Genomic DNA, 20,836 nt, shown 5'->3' with positions numbered 1-20,836 from the left:
TGTTTTTTATTTGTAACTTCTTACCGTTGGCTGAATCTCTTCAAAGATTAAAGGCTCTTTAATCAATGCTGGCTCGCCATTTTCACCTGTCCATGCCCAGGCAGAGATAAACTGATATTCGGTATCATTTCTCATAGCTTCTCCATCCGGTGTCTGGAACTCTTCCCGGAAATGAGCTCCGCAGGATTCGTTACGGGTTAATGCATCATAGCACATCAGTTCACCGATTTCGAAATAATCGGCAACACGGCCTGCTTTTTCCAGCTCGGTATTCATTTTATCTCCCTGTCCGGAAACTCTTACGTCTTTGTAGAATTCCTGTTTCAGTTTTCTGATCTCCTGAATGGCATATTTCAATCCTTCTTCGTTTCTGGCCAGCCCGCAATAATCGTACAGGAGTTTTCCTAATGTTTTGTGGAAATAATCAACGGTTTTGGTTCCTTTGATGTTCATAAAGTCCTGAATCTGTTCTTTCACTGCTTGTTCAGCCTGTTCAAATTCCGGAGTATCCGGTGAAATTTTTCCGGTATGAATTTCATCGGCCAGATAATTGGCAATTGTATAAGGAGCAATGAAATATCCGTCTACTGAAGCCTGTAAAAGAGAGTTTGCGCCTAATCTGTTGGCACCATGATCGGCAAAATTAGCCTCACCTAAAGCAAAAAGTCCCGGAACAGTGGTCATCAGTTCATAATCTACCCAAAGTCCACCCATTGAAAAGTGAGCAGAAGGAGAGATCATCATAGGTTCTTTATACGCATCATATCCTGTTATTTTAAGATACATATCAAATAAGTTTCCATATTTTTCCTTAATCTTATCTTTTCCCTGTTCCTGTATTGCTTTTGAAAAATCGAGATATACTGCATTTTTCAAAGGTCCGATTCCGAAACCTGCATCAATTCTTTCCTTTGCCGCGCGGGAAGAAATATCCCTTGGCGCAAGATTTCCGAAAGCAGGGTATCTTCTTTCAAGATAATAATCCCTTTCCGTTTCCGGAATATCATTGGGTAGTCTGTTTTCACCTTCTTTCAACGGAACCCAGATTCTTCCGTCATTACGTAATGATTCAGACATTAAGGTCAGTTTCGACTGATAATCTCCGGATTGCGGAAGGGAAGTAGGGTGTACCTGAATCCAGCTTGGGGAAGCCATTAAAGCTCCTTTTTTATGAGCCCGCCAGATTGCAGAACCGTTACATCCCATCGCAAGAGTAGACAGATAATAGATTTTTCCGTAACCACCTGTTGCCAATATTACAGCGTGTGCTGCATGTCTTTCAATGTCTCCTGTATCTAAATTCCTAACGATAATTCCTCTGGCTTTCCCGTCAACGGTAACCAGATCCAGCATTTCATGTCTTGAAAATAACTGTACAGAACCTTTTCCGACCTGTCGCATTAAAGCCTGGTAGGCACCAAGAAGTAGCTGCTGTCCCGTTTGTCCTCTCGCATAGAAAGTACGGCTTACCTGAACTCCTCCGAAGGATCGGTTGTTCAGATATCCACCGTATTCCCGACCGAAAGGTACGCCCTGAGCTACAGCCTGGTCAATAAGGTTCAGAGAACATTCTGCCATACGGTATACATTGGCTTCACGGGCTCTGAAATCTCCTCCTTTTAGCGTGTCTACAAACATTCTGTATACGCTGTCACCATCGTTTTTATAGTTTTTTGCTGCATTTACGCCTCCTTGTGCTGCCACAGAGTGCGCTCTTCTCGGGCTGTCCTGAAAACAGAATGATTTGACATTATATCCCATTTCTCCCAAAGAAGCTGCGATTGAGCTTCCCGCCAGACCTGTTCCTACAATAATCACATCCAGCTTTTTACGGTTGGCAGGGTTAACGAGCCTTGCTTTCTTTTTATAATTTTCCCATTTATGTTCTAATGGGCCTTGTGGTATTTTTGAATCTAAAATCATGATCGTTCCTTTTAATGATAAGTAAAGAATACATACACCGGCATCAATGCAAAACCTACACAGATAATGATTGAATAGGCAATCCCGATAGTTTTGAACCATTGTACAAACTTAGGATGATATAATCCCAGCGTTCTTACCGCACTATGTATCCCATGGATCAGGTGATAGCATAAAGCAATCATTGACAGTACATAAATGATAACATACCACCATTCTTTAAAGACATTCACTACCAGAATGTAGAGATCTTTATTTCCGTTTTCATCCAAAGGAGGATTTCCGAATTTATAGATATACCAGAAGTTCTGGAAATGGATCACCAGGAAAATCAGAATGAATGTTCCGAGGATTCCCATATTTCTGGAAGCCCATTTGCTGGCTCTTCCACGTCTGTCCGTTTGATAACCTCCTCCTGACTTTTTATTTTTTAAAGTAATAATAAGCCCGTCTACAGCATGCAGAATGATACTGGCATACAAAACATAAGAAACTATTTTGATAATGATATTTCCTGATAAAAAATGCGAATAAGCATTAAACTGCAGGTGTGCCTGTTCTTGTGGAAGAAAAAGCTGAAGATTTCCAAGGAAATGAATCAACAGGAAGAATCCCAAAAAGAGTCCTGTAAGGCACATCAGCATTTTTCTTGACAGTGTTGATAACATATTTTTGATTTATTGATTAATAATATCCTAAGACTTTCATCCACAATCCTCCTACAACCATATAAATGATCAATAGGACGATTCCTATTTCAAGACCTCTTACCCACCAGGCTTTGAGATCTACATATCCACTTCCGAAGAATACCGGTGCCGGACCGTGGCCATAATGGGTAAGTACTCCATAAATAGAACCCATGAAACCAAGCATCATTGCCAGTAACATTGGAGGAATTCCCAAAGAAACACCTACACCCAGCAAGGCAGCATACATAGCAGCTACGTGAGCGGTAGCACTTGCAAAAATATAGTGACTGAAGAAATATACGATGATGATAACCGGGAAGGCTACCTGCCAGCTCAAACCTCCAATTTGTACTTTGATAAGGTTACTGAACCATCCAATGAAACCTAATTCATTTAAAGAGCTTGCCATCATCACCAGTACGGCGAACCAAACGATAGTATCCCATGCTCCTTTTTCTCCTTTTACATCTTCCCAGGTTAATACTGAAGTTAACAGCAATAATGTTAATCCGATAAATGCTGTTGTAGTGGCATCAATAGAAAGTGCTCCTCCAAATATCCAAAGTGCTAACAGAATGAAGAATGCCAGAAGCATCAACCATTCATTTCTTGAGATAGGTCCCATTTCTTTTAATTTCTGAGCTGCCATTTTCGGAGCATCCCCTGTTTTTTTCAATTCAGGCGGATATAATTTGTACAATACCAAAGGAACGACAAAGAATGCTACCGCACCCGGAATGAAACCTGCCGCAGCCCATGACATCCAGGTAATATCAATCCCAAGATTGGCTGCAAACTTCTGACACATCGGGTTACTGGCTGTCCCGGTAAGGAACATAGAAGAAGCGATGAGGTTCATATAATAGCTGTTCAAAGTCAGGAATGATCCTAGTTTTCTATGGGTTTCCGGTTTTTCAGGAACGGAATCAAAGCTTATCGCCATAGATTTCATGATCGGGTAGATAATCCCACCACCTCTTGCTGTATTACTCGGAATAGCAGGTGCCAGACAAACATCGGCAAGTCCTAATCCGTAAGCAAGTCCCAGTGAACTTTTACCAAAGACTCTGATGAATAAAAAGGCGATACGGTTTCCAAGTCCTGTTTTGATAAATCCTCTGGCAATAAAGAATGAAATCCCGATCAGCCAGATTACTTTGTCTCCAAAACCGGAAAGAGCTTTGGTAATGGATTTTCCGGCATCTCCCGGAGCAACTACCTGTGTAAGGGCTGTAAAACCAATAGCCATCATACACATTGTACCCATTGGAGCCGCTTTAAGAATGATCCCTAAAATAGTTGCCGCAAAGATGGCAAACAGATGCCAGGCATTCTCGGCTACACCCTCCGGAGCAGGGATGAACCATATAATTAACGCAACAACAAATGTGATCGCTACGTTTTTGATATTAATTTCTTTCATGATACTAACTATTTAATCTTAAAATCTACTCTGAACTTGCACTATAAATAGATTGTTGTTGTATTGTGAGGTGTTTTCCACCTGATATTTGTAGCGGTCAAATTGCACTCCCAGCTGAATTCTTGCTCCATAATTTTTCAGGAATTCCAATCCGAACATTGGGGTAATGGTTTGTCTTGGGTTAGAAGCCATTCTGAAATTGGTGTCAAGATATTCGTAACGGCATGACAATTCGAAGGCGCTGAGATTTTTGTGGTTGATCTCGTATCTCAGATTCGGCAGGAAGTAGGCTCCTCGTACCAAATACTGATCGGGATTTTCAGGACGTAATTCCGGTGCAATGGAGTTGTACAGAACGTGGTTAGTTGCCTGTTTGGCTTCCAGCTGCATGTCAAGACTCCATTTTGAATCAAACTCGATCAATGAACTCAGATCTACACCCAGCGCATATACTTTTTTGCTGAAAACTTCTCCGGTACCTCCATTCAGTCCTACATTGAAATGGTATTTTTTAGATAATCCGAAAACCAGACGGGTAGAATATTGTTTTCCGTTGTCATTATCATTAATCTGATTCTTTCCATTTCCGTTGACTACTGAAACAGCATATTGGAAGGGAATTTCCCCGAGTTGAAGCTGTCCTGTGGCAGACATTCCGATCTGGAAACTTGTCCAGCCCAGTTTCCCAAATTCCGTATATTGATTGGACCAGTCTAGAGATTTGATAATATCAATGGGATAGGTCTCTTCAATACCGAACCAAGGTCTGAACTGTCCTACAGTAATGGCTAATTTAGGATTGAAGGTATACTTCAGATAAGCGTTTTCAAGAACTCTGCTTTTTGGGTCATTTTTAAAATCGGCAAGGTTAGCCAAGACAACAACTTCCGTACGTTTACTGATCTGTGCCCGAACCTGAACCCTCATGTATTTGAGCATGAAATTATTATCAGTTCCGGAGCCATCGGTATGATGAAGCCCGTTTACATCAACATCTTTACTCATTCCTACAAGATAACGTGCCTGAAAAAGGCCTTTGATCTGCAGCTGCGGATATTTTACATTGTCTTCTTCCTTTGGAGGAGCTGTGGTTTTCAGAGAATCCTGATTTTGCGCATAAGCTGATAACCCACAGGCAAGCATGCACAGGATCAGGCTTTTCTTTTTAATCGAAAAAAAGGCCATATCTATTTTTGTTTTTTTATTGTGAAATCTATTTTACCACAACTGCTTATCCAACTCGTTTTTAGTATTTCATAAAATCATAATGGGGCATACTTAGAGCATTGTTTACTAAGCGTGAGCATTTTTTGTGGCGAAATATCTATTTTAATCCTAAGAATGTGAACGGTGCAGATTCTTTAAACTCTGCATTGGATTTTCCGTTATAAGTGCGGTTATCGCTAAGATCCAGTTTCATCACTTTTCCTTTAGAACTCAGATCAAAATCTTTAAGATCTACCCAAAAAGTATTGGGAGTAAAAACCGTTTCAAAATAATACACGAGGTTTTTCTGATCAGAAACAGAACGCCATCTTGTAGAAGAAATATTAGGTTCTGTTGCAGAAGTGATTCCGTAAGGAACAGAACAGTTTCTGATTACGCTGAAAACACTGGCTACTGCTGTGCGGGTATCTGCGGTCTGCGGAATTGCATTGATGTAGTATGAAGCTCTCACAAAGCGGTCTGCAGCACGGTTGGTTCCCGGAAGCATAACTGTTCCTGGAATCCCTTTCCAGTAATTGTTAAGAGCGAGCTGTTCCTCAAAAATAGGAGAGTTGGTCATTACCGTGTAAGAAGGATCGTGATGGATCACTAGTTTTCCATTGATGTATTCAAAGACAGCGCTGTCTCCTGAAGCATCGGAAATGGAAAGGTGAACGGTAGTAAATCTCTCTGTTCCCGGAATATAATCACTTACAATCACGAACGGTTCTTTTTGTGAATGTTCTACAGCTTCTTTTACGGTGGCGAAATTATCAAGATAATATTGTGCCCATAATGAGATGGCAATCCCTTTTTTACTTCCTTTTCCATCGAATTTTGGGTATTGGGATTCTCCCAGCCAAAGCAGATTAGCAACCAATCCTTTTTCGTTCATTCCGTCTGATGATGCAATATCCCATGATGTACTGACGAGGCTTCCGTATTTGGCAGTCCATTTTACTGATTTAGAACCTACCTGCCCGTTACGGTCTATACCTTTTGGTAAAACCCATAAATTGGCCGGGATTTCATCACGCCAGTCCATAGAACGAGCTGTAATAACAGTATTCTGGGGACCTTTGTAAACCACCCTTGTACAGGCTTCTGAAGGATTCCATAATCCTATAGAGAGGACCAGAGAAAATAAAATTAATGGGAACTTTTTCATAATAGTATTATTTGAATTTAAATTTTATATAGAATTCATTGAGAATAATTCAATGAATTTTTATCATATTCATTATTTGGTGATATAAATTTAGCGAAATTTGTTTAAATAAAACAATTATTAAGGTTAATAATGTGTAATCCATGTTATGAATCATGATTAAAGAGTGCGTAACTTGATTATTGGATTTTTTTTCGTATATTTTAGATATTTGACATGAAAAAGGGGAAAAAATAAAGAATATTTTAATGTGTTTTTGATTCTTTTTTTGCTGGAAATCTCCCATAAATACTTGGTGGAGCAGGCTTTAAAATTAGATACCACAAAGAAGAAAGCTGTTTGAAAAAACAGTATATTTGATAGATAGACTGAAGAGATATATGAATTTTATAGAGTGCCATGAAGAACCTATCCATATTCCGGGTTCTATTCAGAGTTTTGGTTATTTGATTGGCATTGATGCAGAGTCCCATACCATTACTTTTTTTAGCAGGAATATTGCGGATTTATTTAAAGTCGGAAGTTCAGAAGAGCTATTCGGAAGAAAGATTACCGACTTTCCTGAAAGTTTTCAGAACATTATTGATTCAGAAATCTATACTTCACTGGACAAGTTTACCAGACGTAAAAATGAAACCTATTTCGATAAGATTTTTATCAACGATAAAGAGTATCATTTTTCTGTTTTCAGAAGTGAGCTTTATATCTTTCTGGAGTTCGAAGAAGTGATCATTAATCCTAGTAAACGAATTTCCAATAAATATGATAATTTTTACATCATCGATAATGAAAAGGAACTCTGGAATCATCTTCTGGAAACGCTTTCAAAGGTGATCAACTATGATAGGATGATGGTCTATAAATTCATGATGGACGGTTCCGGAAAAGTAATTGCCGAAAAGAAGAATGAAAACATGGAAAGTTTCCTTGGGCTTCATTACCCGGAGTCTGATATTCCAAAGCAGGCAAGGGATCTTTATCTTAAAAAAAGAAAAAGAATTTTCAGTAATGTATACGCGGATACGGTTCCTATTTTAAGCAAAAAAGCAGAGAGTATTGATCTTACTTTTTCAGCATCAAGAGGGATGTCACCGGTTCACGGACAATATCTTAAAAATTCTGGAGCAGCTTCAAGTTTCAGCGTTTCCATTATTATTGATGACCATCTTTGGGGATTGGTTACCTGCCAGAATGTAGAACCCAAACATATTGATCTTGAAGACAGAGTACAGGCCGGAATTTTTACAACACTTGCTGCCAATGCCTATTCATCTTTTAAATCAAAAAGCGAACTGAATTACCGTTTGGAACTGAATGAGAAAACATCTCAACTGAAAACGGAATTTTTAAAACATAATCATCTCTTTGATTCTCTTATTGAATGTAAAAAAGAGATCAGAAATTTACCGGAAGCAGACGGACTTGCCATTGTTTCGGATGAAAATATAATTACAGACGGCAGTACACCTGATGTTGAAACAGTAGGAAGAATTGCAGGATGGGCTCTTGGGAATACTGATGAGCGAATCTATGTAAGCAGAAGCTTCCTTAAAGATCACGGTAAAGAACTTGAATTGACGGAAAATGCGGCAGGAATTGCAATCTATTTTATTGAAAGAGATAAAAATGAAATGCTGATCTGGTTCAGAAAAGAGTTTGATGAACATATCAACTGGGCTGGAAATCCCGAGAAAAAAGTAGAGGTGTTTTCTCAGAATGGAGAGGAAAAACACATGATATCACCGAGAACTTCATTCCGTATTTTTACAGAAAATATTAAAGGGTATTCTAAAAGATGGAATTCCAGAAATATAAGTGCAGTGCAGGCTGTAAGGGATTTGATCTTAGAAACTTCCCATAAAAATTATAATGCCATCAAAAGGCTTAATGATGAGCTTAAAAAAGTAAATGAAGAACTTGACAGTTTTTCTTACACCATCTCCCATGACCTGGGAACACCACTGACTGTAATGAAGCTGAATGCTCAGATGCTTTTGGGAAATCTTACAGCTGATGCTGAAAAAAGTAAAACCAAGATCAATTCAATTATTGAGGAAATCGACAATATGGCGGAAATGATGCACGATGTACTCCAATTGAGTCGAGCCAAGCATAGTGAAATCCAGCTTGAAAGCCTGAAAACAGCTCATACAATTGAGAAAATTTCCGAAAACGCTAAGATGACCTATGGCAGTCCGAACAGTGAAGTTATCATTAAAGAATGCCCGGATGTATTGGCTGATAAAACCATGCTTCACCAAGTATTTTTGAATATCATCAACAATGCTGTGAAATATTCCTCTCATAAAGATCTTCCGAAAGTGGAAATTGAAGGATCAGATGACGGGCAGACCATTATTTACAGAATTTCAGACAACGGTATTGGTATTCCTGCCGAGGAGAAACATAAGATGTTTAAAATCTTTAACCGGATGGATAATGCTAAAAAGTTTAAAGGAAATGGAGTGGGGTTGTCTATTGTACACCGCATCATGAAGAGATTGGGTGGAAATGTGGATTTTGAAAGCAACAGTGAAGGGACTTCCTTTATTTTAACGTTCAAAAAGCCTTATATTTGAGAAACTTTTAAAACGTTATTTATGGTATCAGAATATCTTAAACAGAATACAGCAGATTATCACGATGCAGCAGAAAAACTTTTTAATTCTGAAAAGATTTTCAACAAAACTTTCACGTTAGAAGATTATAAAAAAATCATTCATACCAATTACCTGATGCTTCTTCACAGCGAAGACAAAATATTCAGCAGCCTTTCTGATAAGTATGCAGAAAAACTTCAGCTTGAAGAAAGAAAGAAACTTTCCCTTATTGAAAAAGACCTGAAAAGTCTTTCCCTGGAAGATCAGGAAGTTTCTCATCCTTTGGAGTTCAATAATGAGCATGAAGCCCTTGGAGCAATGTATGTCATTGAAGGTTCTACCCTTGGTGGAAATGTAATTGCAAAGCAACTTTCCAAAACGGAGGGTTTTGATGAGGTTACCTTCAATTTTTTCGGATGCTATCAGGAAAATACGGGGCCAATGTGGAAAAATTTCAAAGAAGTTCTGGATACAGAAGTCGCGGAAGAAAACTATAATGAAGTGCTTTCCGGTGCAAAAAAACTATATACGTTTTTACTGAACGTCAACTAATTTATTTTAATTCTAATTAAATTCCTGAAAAATTGCTCAATTTTTCAGGAATTGTTAAATTTGGGGAGTTTCAAATTTAAACTTAACTAACAAAAAATAATTTTTAAAAAGTAACAATATGAAAGTAACTGTAGTAGGTGCAGGCGCTGTAGGAGCAAGCTGTGCAGAATACATCGCAATGAAGAACTTCTGTTCAGAAGTAGTTTTGGTAGACATTAAAGAAGGGTTTGCTGAAGGAAAAGCAATGGATTTGATGCAGACAGCATCTCTTAACGGATTTGATACAAAAATTACGGGTACAACAGGAGATTACAGCAAAACTGCAGGTTCTCATGTAGCAGTAATCACTTCAGGGATTCCAAGAAAACCTGGAATGACGAGAGAAGAATTGATCGGTATCAACGCTGGTATCGTGAAAGAAGTTACTGAAAACTTAGTAAAACATTCTCCGGAAGTAATCATCATCGTAGTTTCTAACCCAATGGATACTATGGCTTACCTTGTACACAAAACTTCAGGTCTTCCTAAGCACAAAATCATCGGAATGGGTGGTGCATTAGACTCTGCAAGATTCAAATACAGATTGGCTGAAGCATTGGAAGCTCCAATTTCTGATGTTGACGGTATGGTAATCGCTGCTCACAGTGATACAGGTATGCTTCCATTATTGAGCAAAGCAACAAGAAATGGTGTTCCTGTAACTGAGTTCTTGAGTGATGAACAACAAAAATATGTCATCGAAGAAACTAAAGTAGGAGGAGCTACACTTACGAAATTATTAGGAACTTCAGCTTGGTATGCTCCAGGTGCAGCAGTGTCTGTAATGGTTCAGGCTATTGCATGTGACCAGAAGAAAATGATCCCTTGTTCTTTAATGCTTGAAGGAGAATACGGACAAAATGATATCTGCCTTGGTGTTCCAGCAATTATCGGAGCCAACGGAGTAGAATCAATTGTAAACGTAACTTTGACTGCTGAAGAGCAATTGAAATTCGCTGAAGCTGCTAATGCAGTTAGAGAGGTGAATGGAGATCTTAAATTTTAATAATAGCCCGCTTTTTTTAAGCAGGAATTAAAATAGATAAACCCCGGCTGTTTCATTTGAAACAGCCGGGGTTGTTTTTGAAAATCTATTGAAGTATTAAGAAAAATAAGAATTAAAGTATGATTTACTTAAATAAAAGTACTATTCTTGAGTACCAAATTTGTTGAAAAATTTTTCTCTGCCCTTACTATCATAGACATAAGGATCAATGAAACTTTCAGTCCATTTTTTTGTGATTTCTGAAAAATCTTTTCCTGTAAATTTTTCTAGTTCAGCTTTTTTAACATCAATTTTATAAACATTGTTTTCAAATGGAAGTATAATTTCTACTTCATTGATAAAGCTAAGAGTTTTCATTAATCTTACAGATCCTTCAATCATAGCTTTCTGAATAGCATTTCCACTTGACCAATATTCTTTTAAGTCATTCTTGGTTAAGTTAGACTGTGGATTTAATTCCTTATATTCTGCAAAGTTTTTTACATAATAAATGGTAGCTTTTCCATTTTCAAATTCAACACTTTTGATTGAACCCCCAGCTCTTAGTCTTGACGATTCAGTTTTCAGCTGTTCTAGATCTGATCCTGTTGTTTTTGATTGTATCTCAGTTTTGGAATCTTTTGTTTCAGTTTTTTTATTATTATTGCAGCTGACAAACACACAAAAAGAAAGAATTAAAAATATTTTTTTCATTATAATAAATTTTATTAATTGATTTCAACAGTTTGGGCTATACTCTCCCAATTATTTTTTTCATAGTAATCTAACTTGCTATATCCGTTTATATTGTTGATAGTATAAATAGCTTTTATATTTTTCAAATCTTTTTCTTCCATGTAAAGCCCAGTTAGAGGGTTGTTTGGGAATGCTATACTGTTAGACTTTTTAAAAAATACTAAAATTTGGAAATATCCGTCTGTATAATTAGATTTAACATTTGAGCAGTAAACTTTTAACTGTTCAACACTAATATTGTTATTTACTACTAAAAGAGTCATTTGATTAAAATTACCATCATTTCTTAATTCTTTTTTACTATCAATTTTTTTATTTTACTATTATTATATTTTAACTTTTCTGTAGTTGTAATATTATTACTTTCTTTTTCCGAGTTCAATATTGTGTCAGAATCTTTTTTATTATTGGTACAATTAATAAAGATTAAAGTTATCGCAATAAGAAGTATATTGAAGCATGTTTTCATAATTATAGTTTTAATATTTCAAAATTAAAGATTCTTTATCTGAATCATTACGGAAAACCATAATCAAGTCTAATTATTGAAAATGGTCTGCAGCTACTTTTTGAACTTCCAATATCCCCTTCTATAACTCCCTCTACCCCCTTACCCAAGGGGGTAGACCTGGTTGTTTATGGGGATAGAGATAGTTCTGTAAGGGGGTAGACCCCCTGGATAAGTGCCTCCAGGGGGTTAATGAAGGGTATACAGACCGTTACATAAGTGGGTAGAGATCGTTGATGAAGGGGCTGGAGGCCGTTCTTAACTGGTTATAGCCAGTTCATGAAGTGGCTAAAGAGATTTATACAACTGTCTAAAGGGAGTTCGGAAGTGGGTAGAGACAGCTGATGAAGGGTTTACAGGAACTTTGATAATGGAGGCCGCGCTGAAACCCTTATTATTATAGACTTATCAATAGAATGTCACTTTGTTGTATTCACAAACCGAGTGACAGTATTCACAAATTCTTTATTTTTCTCATAATACAAAAGATGCCCGCCATTAATGGAAACTATTTTCTGACTGGGAAACCTGAAGGTCTTATAATGCTGAGTTCCCACTGCTTTATCCTTTTTTCCCGTAATGATAAGCACAGGAACAATAATCTCTTTTGTAATTGGAGTATAATCAGCATAATATTCAGGATAATCTTTAGGTTTTGAAATAACAGCCATTCCGAAGTCGATAATGCGGGGATGGAGAGAATCAATCTTATCGGATTCTTTTATGGTTTCAATATCTTCAGTCAGAAATTTATATCCGATTCTTTTTTTCCTTAATGCACTGCTTATTTTTGAAAGTTCTGAGGTAAGACTGTCTTTAGGTATGGCTTTGTTTTTTGCCTGTAAAAGACTGTTTCCGTATTCAATCTGTTCCTTGACAGATTCATCATTCAGAAAATGAAGCGTGATATTAGAAAGGATAAGTCCTTTGGTATGTTCAGGATATTTTTTTGCATAGTTCACGGCTATAATTCCACCAAAAGAATGAGCGAGCAGAAAGATTTTTTTCAATTGGAGATGCTGTCTCAATTCTTCTATATCCTGAATCATTTTATCAAGATGGTAGTTTTCAGAAGTGTCGGATTCTCCGGAACCCCGCTGATCCATATAAATCATCTGCATGTTTTTTTCCAGATGGTTTCCACCCATCAGTTCAAACGATGGATAGCCCTGTCCGGGACCGCCGGGAATATAAATGCAGGCTTCTCCTTTTCCGGAGACCTTGTACTTGATCTTTACATGATCTGAAGTTTCATAAAAACCTTCGGAGTGATGATTCTGAGCTGAAATGACAGTCAGGGAGACGAAAAAAAAGACTAGGAGAGTAATTGTTTTCATATCCTTATAACAATTATGAAGGACTGTTTATTACGCTGAATATTATTTAATTACTGAAATAGTAATACCCTATAATTATAATGAATACTATAGCCACAAAACCTACCGTAATATCTTTTTTTTCTTCTTTTTCAAAATCTTTTTGAGATGCTTCCTGTTGTTTTTTATAGTTAAGTTTGAAAATAAAAATTAACCTTATTACATTACCAATTAATCCTAAAAAATTAACATCCATATTTATTTTTATGTTTTGTTATATTGGGTGGAAGAGGATCGTATTTTTGCTGTGAAAACAAGGACCGCAGCTTTATCTCATCCCTTGTGATATTTTTTTATGTCTCAATGTTCTGCAATCTTTTCAAACAGTCTTGGATAATTTGTAACTAATCCCTTTTCATCCACTGAAATTTCTGCTTTAAAATCGTTTTCTATATTTTCATACAGGTATTTATTAGCCGTTGTTCGGGTGTATTGTTGCTGAACAGGTCTGATATGATGGTTTAAAACGTCAATATAAATAACATCAATCTTCTTAGAGCTGTTTTCTGAAAGCTTTAAGTTGTTGACCGGTAAAGTATTGGTGAATGGCGTAAGTGAGATATCTATGAATGTGAAATTATTGAATTCAGGATGTACAGCATTGTTGATTTCCCATTGATCCTGGATTCTTTTTCCTGTAAGTGTTCTTTTATTATTATTGATTTCAGATTCGATTAAAAAACTCTGAACAATCCAGTCTTTATCAGTATGAATTTTATATTCTATGCTATATATTTTATCTTCATGACAACCGATGATTTTTGATTCTACCGTATAGTTTTTATCATCAGATTGTAAATTAAAATATTCAAGAGACTGATAAAATATTCCTTTCCAGATCAATGTTTTCATAATGATATTCTTTGATGTATTATTACGAGATGCAAGTTAATGAATGCCAGAGCTGATTACAAAAAAAGAGCGGTAAAACCGCCCTCAACAAAATTTTATCTAACAAATATTTTTTACATATAAACACATCCGCATCCTGTTTCCCATTCCTGGCACAGGCGCATAGGTTCAGGGCATCCAGGGTCACCGCCGCCACCGTCTGAAACTCTGTAGCAGGTACCACCACTGCAATAGTATGAACCTATAGTGGGTGGACAATTGCCATCCATATCACATAATGCATAGGGAGTATCTCCACCACTGATCAACACAAGCTGATTTCTCTTTAATTTTTTTAAATTTTTCATAGTAATCATTTTTAATTTGTTGATTACTAATGTATAAAATTATTAACACACCGACAAGTGTTTTAATCAATGTGGTAAAATTACCCTACATCTAAAGTCATAAAAAGCGCGATTTCCTCTGCATTTTCATACAATCTTGTATTCAGTCCGGTAATATTGAATCCCATTCTTCTGTAAAATTGTATTGCAGGATAATTGGTGTTCTGTGTTTCCAGTTCAATCACTCTGCAATTCAATTTCCTGGCTTCTTTAATGGCACTTTTAATCAACATAATTCCGATTCCCTGTCTTCTGTATTTTTCGTTGATCAGGATATTTTCAATATAAAAACTGTTATTCCATGTTCTTTGTTCACAGATAATCCAGCCTGCAAGTTTTTCATTAACAAAAGCACCGAAAGAATTTCCCTGTTCAATAAGGGTATTCAATTCTTCAAGATCTTCAGAAGTCGTTTCCCATATTTTGTGATAAGGCAAAGACTTCTCTTTTAAAATAAACTCAAAAGAACCTCCAAATTCAATAGAGGAAACCACATATCTTATGTCTGTTGTATACCCGTTATGTCCCCAATCCAGGCTCGGATTAGAGGTTAGTTTTTGTAATTTTTTTATTTCCACCCTTGTATATTTTTACTTTATTGAATTTCGGTACAAATTTCTACCAGATAATTGTTAGTATCTTTAATATAAGCTGTTTTTTGTCCCCATGGTTTTATGGCAATATCTTCATAGAGAACAGCTCCGTTTTTTATTGCTTTTTCTACCAAAGCCTCTACATTATCTGTTGTAAACCCCAGTTCCATTCCGAAAGGTTGGCCTTCTGTTTTTGCTGTTAGAAATCCTTTTTTAATATTGGAATTGGCCAGGCTCACAGAGGCGAATGAAAGACTTGTTTCTCCGGTCAGGAGTTCACCATAATCTTTTTCGGGAGTGATGAATTTTATTTCAGAACCAAAGGTGTTTTTATAAAAGTTCATAGACTGTTCTACATCTTCTACATAGAGAATGACATATTTGAATTTAATCATAGTATTGGATTAAAATGGTTTTATTTTTTGTTTAAAATATATTCCTCATCTGCTATCAACACAGTATGAGGGCCATGTAAAGGATACTCTTTGAAACTTCCGAAATGACCGAAATGAAGAGGGTATTTCTGGGTAAGTTGTCTTACTTTATTACCAAAAGAATTGATGTCAACCTTTTGGATGGCTTCTTTCTTCTGTCTCCCATTGGTGAAAAAGAGCATCAGGTTACAATGATCTTTAAAATCAAAATCATTATAATAAAATGCATGAAGGTTTTCTTCTCTGGAAATCTGGGTCAGGTCATCAATCAATTCTTTTTTATGCTGTAAAGGCAGATTACAATCGATTCTGGCTGCATAATTTTCTGCATTACTTTTTTTGAAGTCAGAACCCACCATCTGAATGAAACGATGCTCTATATTTTTGAATTCCCATCTTTCCGGAGGATAGCTTTTGCTGGATTGAATGGTAAAAGGAAGACTGGCATCCAATAATATTGCACTTTCACGGATCAATAGTTCTTCAATCTCTTTAGCAAACTGAAAATGAAAATCAAAAAGCATATGGTCTCCAATATTGATGATGATTTGATTTCCATCGAAATTCAGGTGTAAATATGCTTTCTTGAAATCTGATTTTAGTGCTTCCAGTTTATGGATAAAATCATCTGTATTTTCAACCCGAATTCTTGCTGCCAGTTCAGCAGGATTATCAGCATGTCCTCCATATCCGGGATAAAATTTGAAAAACTGAAAGTCATATAAATGATCCGGAAATTTGAAATACCAGTATACGCCTAAAATCATAGAAGATTGATTGATAATTGTACAATAATCAAATTTAAATAAAATTTCATACTCCAAAACTTTCAAAACCCTTAAATTTGTCAACAATAAAAATTTACTTGGATGCTTAGGAACATTTCAATTGCGGCAGCTACTTTATTGTCCGTAGTTACAATCAATGCACAGAAGAACAGAAATACTCAACTGGAAAGACCGAAATTAGTAGTAGGTCTGGTAGTAGACCAAATGCGTTGGGACTATTTGTACCGTTTCTACGGTAAGTATGGGAATGATGGTTTTAAAAGACTTTTGAATACAGGATATTCTTTGAATAATGTACATATTCCTTATGTTCCTACCATTACGGCTTTAGGACATACATGTATCTATACAGGATCTGTACCGGCTATTCATGGAATTGCAGGAAACGACTGGACGGATAAAGAAACAGGTAAAGGAGTTTATTGTACCGCGGATGAGAGCGTTCAGCCAGTAGGAACTACCAATACAAAAACGGGAAGCCACTCTCCGAAAAATCTTTGGTCTACCACAGTAACTGACGAATTGAGACTGGCAACGAACTTCCAGGGAAAAGTTGTCGGTGTTTCTTTGAAAGACCGTGCTTCTATTCTTCCTGCCGGCCATACTCCAAACGGAGCTTTCTGGTTTGATGACAGCACGGGGAATTTCATTACCAGTACATGGTATATGAATGATCTTCCTCAGTGGGTAAAATCATTCAACTCTCAGAATCTCCCTGAAAAATTAGTAGCCAACGGATGGAATACTTTACTTCCAATCAACGAATATACAGAAAGCGCACCAGACAATTCTCCTTGGGAAGGTTTACTGGGAAGTGCAAAAACACCTACTTTCCCTTACAGTAATTTAGCAAAAGATTACCAGACTAAAAAAGACAATATCCGTTACACACCTTTCGGAAATACTCTGACATTAAAATTGGCAGAAGCTTCTGTAGAAGGTGAAAAACTGGGTGGAGATAATATCACAGACTTCTTAGCGATCAACCTTGCATCTACAGATTATGCAGGACATAAATTCGGACCGAATTCTATTGAAGTAGAAGATGTTTATATCAGACTAGATCAGGATTTGGCAGAGTTCTTCAAATATCTTGATTCAAAGGTAGGAAAAGGGGAGTACACTGTTTTCCTTTCTGCTGACCATGGTGGAGCACACTCTGTAGGATTCCTGAAAGAACATAAAATTCCGACTGGTTTCTTCGGAGAAGATGCAGAAAAGAATCTGAACCAGAAACTGAAAGATAAATTCGGAGCAGATAAACTGGTTAATGCCATTGATAACTACCAGGTTTATTTCGACAGAAAAGTATTAGCAGACAACAAGCTTGAACTGGATGATGTAAGAAACTTTGCTGTAAAAGAAATTGAGAAAGATCCTACTGTTTTATATGCTGTTTCTGTAGACAAAGTTCAGGAGGCAAGCATTCCGGAGCCAATCAAACAAAGAATTATTAATGGAATCAACAGACAGAGAAGTGGAGATATCCAGTTAATTTCTCATGATTCTATGCTTCCACCATATTCTAAAACAGGAACTACGCACAGTGTATGGAATTCTTACGATTCTCATATTCCATTGATCTTTATGGGTTGGGGAGTGAAACAGGGAGAAAGTAACAAAGAATATCACATGACAGATATTGCTCCTACGGTATCTTCTTTATTGAAAATCCAGTTTCCAAGTGGAAATGTAGGAAATCCAATTACCGAAGTTATTGGTAAATAAATTGAAAATTATACATCATAAAAAAAACATTCCCAACGGGGAATGTTTTTTTTATGATGTCCTTATCATTTGTTGAATCTCTTTGTGAAACTTCTTATTCTGGTTTCTGATTTTGATAATAAAATATAAAAGAATAACGATCAAAATAGATCCCAGAAGGACTGAAGCCATTTTAATATAAAGATAATCAGATTTCAGCTTCTCATTTTTCAAAGCTGTTTCCTTGTTGTGATTGTCGATCACCTGATTAATGGATTTCAGTTCATTTTGCTTTCTTTTGAATCGCATTTCCATGTGTTTTTTATTAAACTGCTGATAGAGATTCTGTCGTCCCATAGCAAGATAATTCTCAGCCATTTCTTTATAAAGGCCTTCATTCAGGATGATATCTCCGGTATTTTTAGAAAGATCTTCAGCTTTTAGTAAAAGGTTTATTGCAGTTTGATTTTCATGTCTTTGTTTGTGTATTTCAGCAATTCCTTTCAATGCGAATGCTTCCAGACTTTTCGCAGAATTCTTACGGGCATAATTAATAGACTGGAGAAAAGCCTCCTGCGCTTTATCAATTTGATTAAGGTTGAGATAACAATATCCAATATTATAATACACCACACTCATATTGGAATAAGTAGTTCTTTTCACGGGAACCTTTTCGTAATTTCGTATAGAAATCAGAAATTTTTCCAAAGCAATTTCAGAATTTGACTGGCTTTTATATACCATTCCCCTTATTGCATAGCTTGCAGCGGTTTCAATGTATTTTTCAGGTTTTTTTTCAGGAATTTTTGCAATATACTGTTCTGCCTCATTCAGTGTTTCCAGGCATTTGTTGAAAAGCTCCATTTGCTGATATTGGATGGCAACAGATATGAGAACCCCCGCCTGACTTCTGGGATCATTGGTTTTCTGAGATAGTTCTTTTGCTTTTAATATATATTTTAAAGACTCTTCAAAATTTCTTTTGGCAATATTGGCCGTTGAAAGCAGCATATAAAGATTAATGGAAGTTTTGATATCATGAGATTTTTTTAATAATTGTTCTCCGATTTTGATGGTGTGATCAGGGTTATCGTAAATTTCAAGTTTCGCCTTTTTTATTAAGACGCTGTCAGGTGTCTTTTGTGCTTTCATACAATTACAAAAGGCAACCAGCAACAGGATTATTTTTACTATTGATTTCATAAGGCTTTTGTTTTACTGATTTCCTGAATATAGGAATTGGGAGACATTCCCGTAACTGACTTAAAAACAGTAGTAAATGCACTATGTGATGAGAATCCTGAATATTCTGCCAGATAACTTACTTTATAATTAAGAAAAGTAGAATCAGTTCTTAGCAACTGTACAATATGGTTGATTCTAAGCTTGTTAATATATCCGTTGAAATTTTTTTCTTTACTATTAATAATTTCAGAAAGATATTTTGTATTGATTTCCATTTGAGAGGAAAGCAGAGACAGAGACATATTTTTATTCAAAAACCGGTCGGATTTTTCAAATTCTTCCAACTTTTGGAGAATTTCATCTTCTTTTTCCCTGGATATTTTTGTTGTGGCGGAATCTTTTGTCGCTGCAGTTGTTTTGTTTAAAATGATTGGTTGAGATTTTCTGCTGATCTGTTTTTCAAAGAAATCAAACTGTTTTTTTAAGTCTTTATTTTTACTTTTCATGAGTAAAAAATAAGTAAGCAAACCCAAAATGATCAAAAATATAATCAGGATTAAAGACCAGGAAGATCTTAGAAGCAGATGTTTCTGAAATTCAATATTTTTATTTTGATTTGTTTCCACAAGCTTCACAAGATATCGTATTCCTTCTTTTGAACTGGAATCTGTTTTTGTTTTTAAATCATTGTAAAGTTTATTGTACTGATGGTATTTTGCATCATTATGTAGTGCGTAGTAATTACGGGAAAGTGATTCGTAGATTTTAATTTTTAAATTGTTAAAAGAAAGATTTTCAATCAATTGAAGCCCTGCTTCCAGTTTTTCAATAGCTATTGCATAATCCTGTCTCAGAAAATAATATTGGGAGAGGTTTTCATAGGCTAGTCCTAAAAGAAAAGGTTGGCTTTTCTGATGTTCAAGATCTGTAATAATACTGTCTATAAGTTCTTTATAATCAGTTTGTTTATTTAGTTTCAGCAGATAGGAAGATCTGAAAATTCTGTTTTCGATTTTTAAAATTCTATTCTCTTCATTATTATCGCCGAGGTATTGATTGCTTTGATCAAGATTTTTTAGAGCCTCAGGATAGTTTCTGTTGATTCCCGAGTTCAATGCCTGGAGCTGATACAGTTTTGCAGTGGTGATTTTTAATGCCGGATTACTGCTTTTAAGGAGTTTTTGATCAGACAAGAGATGAGAAATAATTCTTTTTGATTGGTTGTACAAACCCAGATTCTGATACTGATCTGCAAGATTATAATCACTGAAAACCTGCATAAAATAAGAAAGATCGTTTTTTTGATCAGGCTCTTCTTTTTGAGCAAAAATATTGACAGATTGTACATATTCTCCCTTCATGGCAAAAGCTTGTGAAATAATGTTTTGAAGTACAATTTTGTGTTCGGCATTTTGATCGCTCACAAGAATTCCCTGAGTATAACTGATGCATTCGTCAGAATTCTGATAAAGCTTCAGAAATGCCTTATCGGCTAGAATAGTAAAGTCCGGACCAGACTGTCCTTTGATAGTAAGGGAGCAGAAAATGAAAATAAACAGTAAAGTTTGAAATAATTTTTGTCTTGAAAATTTGTTTTTTGTGTTTTTTTGAATAATTCTGGTAAAATCCATATTCAAAATGTTGTTTTGTATCTGTTTGTTTA

At 36.1% G+C, this 20,836-nt stretch carries 20 protein-coding genes; 4 read left to right on the top strand and 16 right to left on the bottom strand.

Going from position 1 to position 20,836, the window contains the following annotated elements; all coding sequences use genetic code 11:
- Nucleotides 1-6 precede the first annotated feature (6 nt).
- From BUE84_RS17745 to BUE84_RS17725, 5 genes are all read right to left on the bottom strand, one after another.
- Complete coding sequence (locus BUE84_RS17745) at nucleotides 7-1,923, bottom strand: fumarate reductase/succinate dehydrogenase flavoprotein subunit (protein ID WP_079242848.1); 1,917 nt, start codon at nucleotides 1,921-1,923, stop codon at nucleotides 7-9.
- An 11-nt stretch (nucleotides 1,924-1,934) separates the two neighbouring features.
- Nucleotides 1,935-2,591, bottom strand: coding sequence for a succinate dehydrogenase cytochrome b subunit (locus tag BUE84_RS17740; protein WP_079242847.1), 657 nt, complete (start codon nucleotides 2,589-2,591; stop codon nucleotides 1,935-1,937).
- Between the two features lie 16 nt (nucleotides 2,592-2,607).
- Nucleotides 2,608-4,038, bottom strand: a complete 1,431-nt coding sequence (locus BUE84_RS17735) for an anion permease (RefSeq protein WP_079242846.1) — start codon at nucleotides 4,036-4,038, stop codon at nucleotides 2,608-2,610.
- Between the two features lie 18 nt (nucleotides 4,039-4,056).
- Nucleotides 4,057-5,223 (bottom strand): porin, encoded by a 1,167-nt coding sequence (locus BUE84_RS17730; RefSeq protein ID WP_079242845.1) that lies wholly within the window; start codon nucleotides 5,221-5,223, stop codon nucleotides 4,057-4,059.
- A gap of 139 nt (nucleotides 5,224-5,362) precedes the next feature.
- Nucleotides 5,363-6,412 carry a linear amide C-N hydrolase gene (locus tag BUE84_RS17725; RefSeq protein ID WP_079242844.1) on the bottom strand — a complete coding sequence of 350 codons (1,050 nt, stop codon included), beginning with the start codon at nucleotides 6,410-6,412 and terminating at the stop codon, nucleotides 5,363-5,365.
- A 380-nt stretch (nucleotides 6,413-6,792) separates the two neighbouring features.
- On the opposite strand from BUE84_RS17725, the gene BUE84_RS17715 reads away from it, so the two are divergent.
- The 3 genes from BUE84_RS17715 (at nucleotide 6,793) to BUE84_RS17705 (ending at nucleotide 10,609) form a co-directional block, all read left to right on the top strand.
- A complete protein-coding gene (locus BUE84_RS17715) occupies nucleotides 6,793-8,991 on the top strand; it encodes an ATP-binding protein (RefSeq protein ID WP_079242842.1) in 2,199 nt (732 codons plus the stop codon).
- 21 nt (nucleotides 8,992-9,012) lie between these two features.
- Nucleotides 9,013-9,564, top strand: a complete 552-nt coding sequence (locus tag BUE84_RS17710) for a biliverdin-producing heme oxygenase (RefSeq protein ID WP_079242841.1) — start codon at nucleotides 9,013-9,015, stop codon at nucleotides 9,562-9,564.
- Between the two features lie 118 nt (nucleotides 9,565-9,682).
- Entirely contained in the window at nucleotides 9,683-10,609 is a 927-nt protein-coding gene (locus BUE84_RS17705; RefSeq protein WP_034699354.1) for a malate dehydrogenase, read from the top strand.
- Between the two features lie 141 nt (nucleotides 10,610-10,750).
- Here the strand turns inward: BUE84_RS17705 and BUE84_RS17700 are convergent, their stop codons facing one another.
- The 9 genes from BUE84_RS17700 to BUE84_RS17655 form a co-directional block, all read right to left on the bottom strand.
- Nucleotides 10,751-11,302 carry a hypothetical protein gene (locus BUE84_RS17700; RefSeq protein WP_079242840.1) on the bottom strand — a complete coding sequence of 184 codons (552 nt, stop codon included), beginning with the start codon at nucleotides 11,300-11,302 and terminating at the stop codon, nucleotides 10,751-10,753.
- Between the two features lie 14 nt (nucleotides 11,303-11,316).
- Nucleotides 11,317-11,607, bottom strand: coding sequence for a hypothetical protein (locus tag BUE84_RS17695; RefSeq protein ID WP_079242839.1), 291 nt, complete (start codon nucleotides 11,605-11,607; stop codon nucleotides 11,317-11,319).
- Between the two features lie 664 nt (nucleotides 11,608-12,271).
- A complete protein-coding gene (locus tag BUE84_RS17685; protein ID WP_079242837.1) occupies nucleotides 12,272-13,189 on the bottom strand; it encodes an alpha/beta fold hydrolase in 918 nt (305 codons plus the stop codon).
- Nucleotides 13,190-13,235: 46 nt separating this feature from the next.
- Nucleotides 13,236-13,424 (bottom strand): hypothetical protein, encoded by a 189-nt coding sequence (locus tag BUE84_RS17680; RefSeq protein ID WP_079242836.1) that lies wholly within the window; start codon nucleotides 13,422-13,424, stop codon nucleotides 13,236-13,238.
- Between the two features lie 104 nt (nucleotides 13,425-13,528).
- Nucleotides 13,529-14,080, bottom strand: coding sequence for a putative glycolipid-binding domain-containing protein (locus BUE84_RS17675; RefSeq protein WP_079242835.1), 552 nt, complete (start codon nucleotides 14,078-14,080; stop codon nucleotides 13,529-13,531).
- A gap of 113 nt (nucleotides 14,081-14,193) precedes the next feature.
- Nucleotides 14,194-14,427 carry a hypothetical protein gene (locus BUE84_RS17670; protein WP_079243975.1) on the bottom strand — a complete coding sequence of 78 codons (234 nt, stop codon included), beginning with the start codon at nucleotides 14,425-14,427 and terminating at the stop codon, nucleotides 14,194-14,196.
- Between the two features lie 80 nt (nucleotides 14,428-14,507).
- Complete coding sequence (locus BUE84_RS17665; RefSeq protein WP_079242834.1) at nucleotides 14,508-15,044, bottom strand: GNAT family N-acetyltransferase; 537 nt, start codon at nucleotides 15,042-15,044, stop codon at nucleotides 14,508-14,510.
- 17 nt (nucleotides 15,045-15,061) lie between these two features.
- Nucleotides 15,062-15,454, bottom strand: a complete 393-nt coding sequence (locus BUE84_RS17660; protein WP_079242833.1) for a VOC family protein — start codon at nucleotides 15,452-15,454, stop codon at nucleotides 15,062-15,064.
- A 20-nt stretch (nucleotides 15,455-15,474) separates the two neighbouring features.
- Nucleotides 15,475-16,260 (bottom strand): hypothetical protein, encoded by a 786-nt coding sequence (locus tag BUE84_RS17655; RefSeq protein WP_079242832.1) that lies wholly within the window; start codon nucleotides 16,258-16,260, stop codon nucleotides 15,475-15,477.
- 102 nt (nucleotides 16,261-16,362) lie between these two features.
- Between BUE84_RS17655 and pafA the strand changes: the two genes are divergently transcribed.
- Nucleotides 16,363-18,009: an alkaline phosphatase PafA gene (pafA, locus tag BUE84_RS17650; protein WP_079242831.1), complete on the top strand. Its 1,647-nt coding sequence runs from the start codon at nucleotides 16,363-16,365 to the stop codon at nucleotides 18,007-18,009.
- A gap of 51 nt (nucleotides 18,010-18,060) precedes the next feature.
- On the opposite strand, the gene BUE84_RS17645 is transcribed toward pafA, so the two are convergent.
- Together BUE84_RS17645 and BUE84_RS17640 are read right to left on the bottom strand one after the other, a co-directional pair.
- Nucleotides 18,061-19,191, bottom strand: coding sequence for a tetratricopeptide repeat protein (locus tag BUE84_RS17645; RefSeq protein WP_079242830.1), 1,131 nt, complete (start codon nucleotides 19,189-19,191; stop codon nucleotides 18,061-18,063).
- Nucleotides 19,188-20,804, bottom strand: coding sequence for a helix-turn-helix domain-containing protein (locus BUE84_RS17640; RefSeq protein ID WP_079242829.1), 1,617 nt, complete (start codon nucleotides 20,802-20,804; stop codon nucleotides 19,188-19,190). Before BUE84_RS17640 ends, BUE84_RS17645 begins: the two co-directional genes overlap by 4 nt.
- Nucleotides 20,805-20,836: the final 32 nt, after the last annotated feature.

The organism is Chryseobacterium indologenes (assembly GCF_002025665.1).
In the GTDB taxonomy this organism is placed as follows: domain Bacteria; phylum Bacteroidota; class Bacteroidia; order Flavobacteriales; family Weeksellaceae; genus Chryseobacterium; species Chryseobacterium metallicongregator.
This window is presented reverse-complemented; position numbering and strand designations above follow the sequence as displayed.